General features: G+C 72.8%; 6 protein-coding genes and 1 pseudogene. 3 read left to right on the forward strand and 4 right to left on the reverse strand.

Features of this window, described 5'->3' with window-relative positions; genetic code table 11:
• A partial coding sequence (locus tag EEJ42_RS36790; RefSeq protein ID WP_425473013.1) for a putative bifunctional diguanylate cyclase/phosphodiesterase occupies nt 1–1759 on the forward strand: 1759 nt, incomplete at its 5' end.
• On the opposite strand, the gene EEJ42_RS36795 is transcribed toward EEJ42_RS36790, so the two are convergent.
• From EEJ42_RS36795 to EEJ42_RS36805, 4 genes and pseudogenes are all read right to left on the reverse strand, one after another.
• On the reverse strand, nt 1756–2898 hold the full coding sequence (locus tag EEJ42_RS36795) for an LLM class flavin-dependent oxidoreductase (RefSeq protein ID WP_123106531.1): 1143 nt from the start codon (nt 2896–2898) through the stop codon (nt 1756–1758). The two genes, EEJ42_RS36790 and EEJ42_RS36795, sit on opposite strands and share 4 nt — an antisense overlap.
• 227 nt (nt 2899–3125) lie before the next feature.
• Nucleotides 3126–3239: pseudogene (locus tag EEJ42_RS54785) on the reverse strand (EfeM/EfeO family lipoprotein); the annotation flags it as partial.
• Between the two features lie 17 nt (nt 3240–3256).
• A complete protein-coding gene (locus tag EEJ42_RS36800) occupies nt 3257–4012 on the reverse strand; it encodes a maleate cis-trans isomerase family protein (protein WP_123106532.1) in 756 nt (251 codons plus the stop codon).
• Nucleotides 4013–4095: 83 nt separating this feature from the next.
• Nucleotides 4096–5061, reverse strand: coding sequence for a maleate cis-trans isomerase family protein (locus tag EEJ42_RS36805; protein ID WP_123106533.1), 966 nt, complete (start codon nt 5059–5061; stop codon nt 4096–4098).
• Nucleotides 5062–5269: 208 nt separating this feature from the next.
• Here EEJ42_RS36805 and EEJ42_RS36810 point away from each other — a divergent pair, with 208 nt between their 5' ends.
• Complete coding sequence (locus EEJ42_RS36810; protein ID WP_123106534.1) at nt 5270–6217, forward strand: D-2-hydroxyacid dehydrogenase; 948 nt, start codon at nt 5270–5272, stop codon at nt 6215–6217.
• A gap of 44 nt (nt 6218–6261) precedes the next feature.
• Nucleotides 6262–7674: an amidase gene (locus tag EEJ42_RS36815; RefSeq protein ID WP_123106535.1), complete on the forward strand. Its 1413-nt coding sequence runs from the start codon at nt 6262–6264 to the stop codon at nt 7672–7674.
• The last annotated feature ends 139 nt before the right edge of the window (nt 7675–7813 follow it).

Raw genomic sequence — 7813 nt, forward strand, 5'->3', positions numbered from 1 at the left:
CGCGGGCGCGCAACCCTGCCCGCAGGGCGCTCCCCCGGGCCCACCACGCGGCGCTCCCCCGGGCGCCGCGCCCAGCGACTACCGTGCCGCCTTCAACGCCGCGCGGCTCGCCATGGCGGTCATCGACCGCGAGGGCAACGTCCTCGACGCCAACCCCGCGCTGGGCACGCTGCTGGGCGCCGACCCCGCGCAGCTGGCGGCCCGCGGCGCCGCCGAGCTGGCGGAGCTGCGCGAGGACGCGCGCACCTGGAACGACTATCGCGAGGTGCTGCTCGGCCACCGCGAGCGGATGACGTGCACCCGTCGGCTCCATCACTCCGACGGCCACGCCCTGTGGGCCGAGATCACCGTCGAAACGGCCCCGGACAGCTGTAGCTTGCTGCTGTCGATGGCCGACATCAGCGACCGCCGGGACCTCCAGGGCAGGCTGCGCCATCTCCAGATGCACGACCCGGTGACCCGGCTGCCCAACCGGAACCTGTTCTTCGAGCGGCTGGCCGCCGCGCTGGAGGCGGGGGCGTACGACCGCGCGGGCACCGGCCGGATCGGGCTGTGCTACCTCGACCTGGACGGCTTCAAGGCCATCAACGACACCCTCGGCCACCGGGTCGGCGACCGGCTGCTGCGCGCGGTCGCCCAGCGGCTCTCCGAGTGCGCGGCGCCCGGCGACCATCTGGTGGCGCGGCTCGGCGGCGACGAGTTCGCCCTGCTGGTGCGGGAGTCCAGCGGCACCGAGCAGGTGTGCGAGCTGGCCCGCTCGGTGCTGGCCGCGCTCCAGCGGCCGTTCGACGTGGGCGGGCAGCGGCTGTCGGTGTCGGCGAGCATCGGCGTCGTGGAACGGCCCGCGGCGGGCACCCACACCACCTGGCTGATGCAGGCCGCGGACACCACGCTCTACTGGGCGAAGGAGGACGGCAAGGCGCGCTGGACCCTGTTCGACCCCGAGCGCAACGCCCACCGCATGACCCGTCAGGCGCTGTCCAGCACGCTGCGACCGGCGGTCGAGCGGGAGGAGTTCGTACTGGACTACCAGCCGCTGGTCGGCCTGGTCGACGGGGTCGTCCGGGGCGTGGAGGCGCTGGTGCGCTGGGACCATCCGCAGTTCGGCAGGCTCTCGCCGAATCGGTTCGTCTCGCTGGCCGAGGAGAACGGCGCGATCGTGCCCCTCGGGCGCTGGGTGCTGCGTACCGCCTGCCGTCAGGCCCGCGCCTGGCAGCAGGCCCATCCGCGGCATCCGCTGGTGGTCAGCGTCAATGTGGCCGTGCGTCAGGTGTGGGACTCCGACCTGGTCGCCGACGTGGGCACGATCCTAGCCGAGACGGGGCTGCCGCCGCGGCTGCTCCAGCTGGAGCTGACCGAGTCGGCGGTCATGGGCTCGGCGGGCCGTCCGCTCCAGGCGCTCCAGCAGCTGAGCGACATGGGCGTGGCCATCGCGATCGACGACTTCGGCACCGGCTACTCCAACCTCGCCTATCTGAGCCGGCTGCCGGTCTCCACGCTCAAGCTGGACGGCTCCTTCGTCCAGGGCTTCCGGGCTGAGGAGCACCCCAATCCGGCGGACGAGACGATCGTCCGGGCGCTGGTGGAGCTGGCGCACCGGCTGGGGCTCACTGTGGTGGCGGAGTGCGTGGAGAGCGCGGAGCAGGCGGAGCGGCTGGGACGGATCGGCTGCGACACGGGCCAGGGCTGGTTCTACTCCCGCCCGGTCCCGCCGGACCGCATCCCTCCCATGCTCCCCGCCTGCCCCGTCTCCCCTTAGGGGGTGTCCGCGGACGCGTCCGGCAGGCCGTACGCGTCCGCGATCAGGCCGTACGAACGGAGCTTGGCCTCCGGCCCGTGCGCCGTCGTCGTGATCTTGAGTTCGTCCGCGCCGGTGCGCTTGACCAGGTCGTCCAGGCCCTCGTGCACCTCGTCCGGCGTCCCGTACACCACATTGGCCAGCCAGCTGTTCACGAAGTCGCGCTCGATCTCGCTGAACGTGTGCGCCTCGGCCTCCTCCGGCGACGGCACCAGGCCCGGGCGCCCGGTGCGCAGGCGGATCATGGAGAGGGCGCCGGTGAGCACCTGCCGGTGGGCCTCCTTCTCGTCCTCGGCCGCGAACGCCGAGACGCCGATCGACGCGTACGGCCGGTCCAGCACCGCGGACGGCCGGAACGACTCCCGGTAGAGGTCGAGCGCGGGGATCGTGTTGGCCGCGGAGAAGTGGTGCGCGAAGGAGAACGGCAGGCCCAGCTGCCCCGCGAGCCGGGCGCTGAACCCGCTGGACCCCAGCAGCCACACCGAGGGCCGGTCCGCGGACTGCACCCCGCCGGGGACCGTCCCCTGGACGGGGCCGGGCACCGCGTGGATACGGGCGTACCGGTGGCCGTCGGGGAAGTCGTCGTCCAGGAACCTGGTCAGCTCGGCGAGCTGTTGCGGGAACTCGTCGGCGCCCTCGCGCAGCCGCTCGGTACGGCGCAGCGCCGCCGCGGTGGCCCCGTCCGTGCCGGGGGCGCGGCCGAGGCCGAGGTCCACCCGGCCGGGGGCGAGCGCCTCCAGCGTGCCGAACTGCTCGGCGATGACGAGCGGGGCGTGGTTGGGCAGCATCACCCCTCCCGAGCCGAGCCGGATCCGCTCGGTGTGCGCGGCCAGATGGGCGAGGATGACGGCCGGGGAGGAGCTGGCGACGCCCGGCATGGAGTGGTGCTCGGCCACCCAGAAGCGGTGGAAGCCGCGGCGCTCGGCGAGCCCGGCCAGCTCGGTGGTGGTGCGCAGCGCCTGGGTGGCGGTCAGCCCGCTGCCGACGGTCGCCAGGTCCAGCACCGACAGCGGTACGGGCGCGCTGCCCCGGGCCCTGGCCCGGATGGTGTCGCGCTCCGCGTCTCGCTCTTCGCCTCGCCGGTCCTGCTCATCGGCCACGGTGGCCCGCCTCCCTGATCGCACTGCGGTGCACGTTCGTCCACCGCGCACGGTCAACCGGATGAAGGCTCCGCTTTATTCCCGGCCCCGGGACCAGGGAGGATCCAGGGATGTGTGGGTCCCCCGGGCCCCGGGGCCGGACGGCGTCAGGCGGTACGGCGGCGGCGGAACACCACCAGGTCGGGGTCACGGGACGTCAGCAGCGGGCCCAGCCGGTCCGGCAGCCCGGCGGCCGGGCGGCCGCCGCGCGTCGGCCCGGCCACGGTCACCGTGGGTCCGGTGACCGCGTCCGTGTCGTCGGGCAGGCAGCGGAAGGCATAGGAGCCTCCGCCGAGAGTGACCCGCCCTCGGTCGCCGCTCAGTCCCCCGCGGCGAACAGCGTGCCCAGCCGGTCATGGACCGGCCGGCGGCCCAGCAGCCGCAGCCCCTCCCAGACCGTGACCTGGTTCGCGGTGAGCACGGGCTTGCCCAGGTCCGCCTCCAGGTCGGCCAGCCAGGCGGCGGTGTGCAGGGCCGTGTCCGGCAGCAGCACCGCCTGGGCCTCGGGATGGTCGCCATGGCGGGCCATCCTCAGCACCTCGTCCTTCCCCCAGGTGCCGACCTCGGCGGCGGTGATGATGCCGCTGCCTTGGGTGGAGACCACCTCCGCGCCCGCCGACTTCAGAAACGTCCTGAAGTACTCCGCGACGTCCTCCGGATAGGTCGCGGCGATGGCCAGCTTCTCCACGCCCAGCGCCTGCACCGCATGGGCGAAGGCGAAGGAGGTGCTGGAGGCGGGCAGCCCGGCCGTCTCCTCCAGCTCGCTGACCTGCTCCCGGGCGCCTTCCCAGCCGAAGACGAAGCTCGCGCTGGTACACGCCCAGATCACCGCCTGGGCGCCGCGCTCCTTCAGCTCGGCGACCCCGGCCGCGAGGCGGGCCCCGGACCCCATTTCCAGCAGGGCGTCGACCCGGTGCGCGTCCTCACCGATGTCGGTGTGGACGAGCGGGAGCCGCACGCTGTCGCCGAGCATCCCCTCCAGGCGCGGATAGTCGTCCTCGGCGGAATAGCCCGGGTAGAGAAAGCCCACCGTGTCCGGCGTCTGGTGCGCCGTCTGCTGCGTCGCGTCCGTCATGACTGCCTCCTTACCTGCGGCCCCCGCGGGCGCCGCCCCTGCACTGTCACTTCTGATACACCGCAGCTACCCGGCAGGTTCCCTCACATCGCAGACGGACCTCCCGAGTCGTCGAGGAACGGGCCCTCGCCGACCCCCGGCCCGAAGCCCGGGTCCAGCCCGTCCGCCGGATCGACCTCCGGCCCCGGCGACGCGGCCCCGGCCAGTGCCGCCTCCGGCTCCGGCTCGGCATGCGCCGCCGGGCCCGCCATCGGGGGCATCGAGGCCATCGGGTCGGCCACCGTCGACGACGCCATGCCCGCAGGGCCCCGCCGCGCGGCCGGGTCCAGCAGCGCCTGGTACGGGCCGACCGCCTGGGCACCGATCTCCCGCAGCGCCGCCCAGACCGTCACCTGGTTGGCCGACAGCACGGGCATCCGCAACTCCGCCTCCAGCTGCGGAATCACGTCGTACGTCGGCAAGTTGGTGCAGCTGATGAAGAGAGCGTCGGGCGACCCGACCACCGCCTCCCGCGCCATGTCGACCACGTCGCGGTAGGGGACCTTCCAGATGTGCCGGGTCAGTCCGAGATAGGCCCGGCCCGTCACGGTGATACCGGCCTCGCCGAGGTAGTCCTCCAGCGAGTCGGTCACCGACCGGGTGTACGGGGTCACCACCGCGACCCGCCGGGCGCCGATTTCCCGCAGCGCCTCCAGCAGGGCGCCCGAGGTGGTGAGCGAGGGCAGCTCGCCCGCCTGTGTCATCGCCGCGCACATCGCGCGCTCGCCGGCCACGCCGCCGACGAAGCTGCCCGAGGTGCAGGCGTAAGCCGCCACTTCCGGTGCGACCGCGCTCAGCGCCCGCACCGCGTCCTGAAGGGTTTCGTGCTCGCTCACGAGCCGTGCCAGGTCGAGACTGACCTCGACCGGAACGAAGGGGGTCCGGGTGAGGTGCAAGGAGACCTCGTCCGGCACCCAGCGCCACAGTTCGCGATCAAGCGCGAAGTCGAACGGTGCGACGACGCCCACGCCACGCTGCGGCTGCGGGCCACCCAGAAAGGAGACGTCCATATATCGAGCCCCAATACAGAAAGGGAGGGCTGGACCATTGGCCAGAGATATAAGAGAGAGCACCGGCCTGATGCCGGGACGTCGGGACAGATCCGTTGTTGACGACGGTAGTTTCCGCTGCCTAGCGTGGTCAATCCCCGCAAACTTTGGCGCCTGCCCCAACTCTCGACAGCCAAACCCACCCACGTTTCGAAACGGTTACCCGCCTATGTCCGAAAGCACTGTTGTCGTCTTCGGCGAGCAGCCCCCGGTCCGGCTGGACCGGCTGGCCGGCCGGGCCCAGGTCGTGGTGTGCGACGAGAAGACCCTGCCCGACGCCCTGCCCTCCGCGGATGTCCTCCTGGTCTGGGACTTCACCTCCGACGCGGTTCGCGACGCCTGGCCCGGTGACGGCCCCCGGCCGCGGTGGGTCCACACCGCCAGCGCCGGGGTGGACCGGCTGCTGAGCCCCGAACTGACCGCGTCCGACACGGTGTTGACCAACGCGCGCGGCGTCTTCGAACAGCCGATCGCCGAGTACGTCGCCGGCCTGGTCATCGCCATGGGCAAGGACTTCTTCGGAAGCTGGGAGCTCCAGCGGCAGCGGCGCTGGCAGCACCGCGAGACGATGCGCCTGGCCGGGTCGCGCGCGGCCGTCATCGGCGCCGGGCCCATCGGCCGGGCCATCGGCACCACCCTCTCCGCCCTCGGGATCAAGGTCGACCTGGTGGGACGCACCGCCCGCCCGGGCGTACGCGGCAACGACGAACTGCCCGAGCTGCTCGCACAGGCCGACTGGGTGATCTCCGTCGCGCCGCTCACCGAGGACACGCGCGGCATGTTCGACCGGACCGCCTTCGCCCGTATGAAGTCCACCGCCCGCTTCATCAACGTCGGACGCGGCCCCCTCGTCATCGAGGCCGACCTCAAGGCCGCCCTCCTCGGACGGCACATCGCGGGCGCCGCGCTGGACGTCTTCGAGAACGAGCCGCTGTCCCCCGACGACCCCCTGTGGGACGTGCCCGGGCTCTTCGTCTCGCCCCACATGAGCGGCGACACGGTCGGCTGGCGCGACCACCTCGCCGAACAGTTCCAGGACAACTACGACCGCTGGAGCGCCGGCGAACCCCTGCTCAACATCGTCGACAAGCGTCTCGGCTACGTACCGGTGGACTGATCGCACGGCCTCAACTGATCTGCATGATCTGAACGGAGAGCTGGATGACCGACCTGCACGACCTGACAGCGGTTCAACTCCTCGAGCGGTACGGCTCCGGCGACCTCTCTCCCGTCGAAGCCACACGGGCCGCGCTCGACCGGATCGAGCAGATCCAGCCGAGGGTCAACGCCTACAGCCGGGTGGACGGCGAGGAGGCCCTGCGCCAGGCGGAGGAGTCCGCCGAACGGTGGCGGCGCGGCGAGCCCGCCGGGCTCCTGGACGGCGTTCCGGTGTCCGTGAAGGACATCCTGCTGATGCGCGGCGGCCCCACGCTGCGCGGGTCGCGCACGGTACGGACCGACGGGCCGTGGGACGAGGACGCGCCAGCGGTGGCCCGGATGCGGGACCACGGAGCGGTGTTTCTCGGCAAGACGACCACCCCGGAATTTGGCTGGAAAGGTGTCACGGACAACCCCGTGGACGGGGTGACGGGCAACCCGTACGACCCCGGGCGCACCGCGGGCGGCTCCAGCGGCGGCAGCGCGTCCGCCGTCGCGATGGGCGCCGGTCCGCTCAGCCTCGGCACGGACGGCGGCGGGTCCGTGCGCATCCCCGCCTCCTTCTGCGGCATCTTCGCGCTCAAACCCACCTACGGGCGGGTGCCGATCTACCCGGCCAGCGCCTTCGGAACCCTCGCCCATGTGGGGCCCATGACCCGGGACGCGGCCGACTCCGCCCTGCTCATGGACGTCATCACCGGGCCTGACTGGCGCGACTGGTCGCAGCTCGGCCCCCTCGGAGGGAGTTTCCGGGAGGCCATCAGCGCGGGCGGCGGCTCGATCGACGGGCTGCGGGTCGCCTACAGCCCGACGATGGGCGGCGCTGCCGCCGTCGACCCCGAGGTGGCGGCGGCGGTGCGGCGGGCCGTGGATCTGCTGGATGGGCTGGGCGCCGTCGTGGAAGAGATCGACCCGGGCATCGAGGACCCCGTGGAGGCCTTCCACACGCTGTGGTTCAGCGGCGCGGCGCGGGTGGTGCAGCCGCTCGGGCAGGAGCAGTGGGAACTGCTCGACCCGGGACTGCGGGAGATCTGTGCCCAGGGGGCCGCGTACAGCGCGCTCGACTATCTGGCGGCCGTGGACGTACGGATGGCGCTCGGGCACGCGATGGGGCGCTTCCACTCCGCGTACGACCTGCTGGTCACGCCGACCCTGCCGATCACCGCCTTCGAGGCGGGGGTGGAGGTGCCCGAGGGATCGGGGCACACCCGGTGGACCGGGTGGACGCCGTTCACGTACCCCTTCAACATGACGCAGCAGCCGGCGGCGTCCGTGCCGTGCGGGATGTCGTCGTCGGGGTTGCCGATCGGGGTGCAGTTGGTGGGGGCGCGGCATGCGGATGCGGTGGTTTTGCGGGTGGCGCATGCGTTGTATGGGGCCGGGGTGGCGGAGGCGGTGCCGGCGCCGGTGGGGTGACGTTTCCCCCACCCCGCCCCTTCCCGACCCCTGTCGATTTGCGGCTCCGCCGCGTGAGGGGCTCCGCTCCGGCCCCCGCTGGGGCTGCGCCCCAGACCCCGTTGCGGGGGCTCCGCCCCCTGCACCCCCGCCGGGGCTC

The sequence above is a fragment of the Streptomyces botrytidirepellens genome (assembly GCF_003721215.1).
In the GTDB taxonomy this organism is placed as follows: domain Bacteria; phylum Actinomycetota; class Actinomycetes; order Streptomycetales; family Streptomycetaceae; genus Streptomyces; species Streptomyces himastatinicus.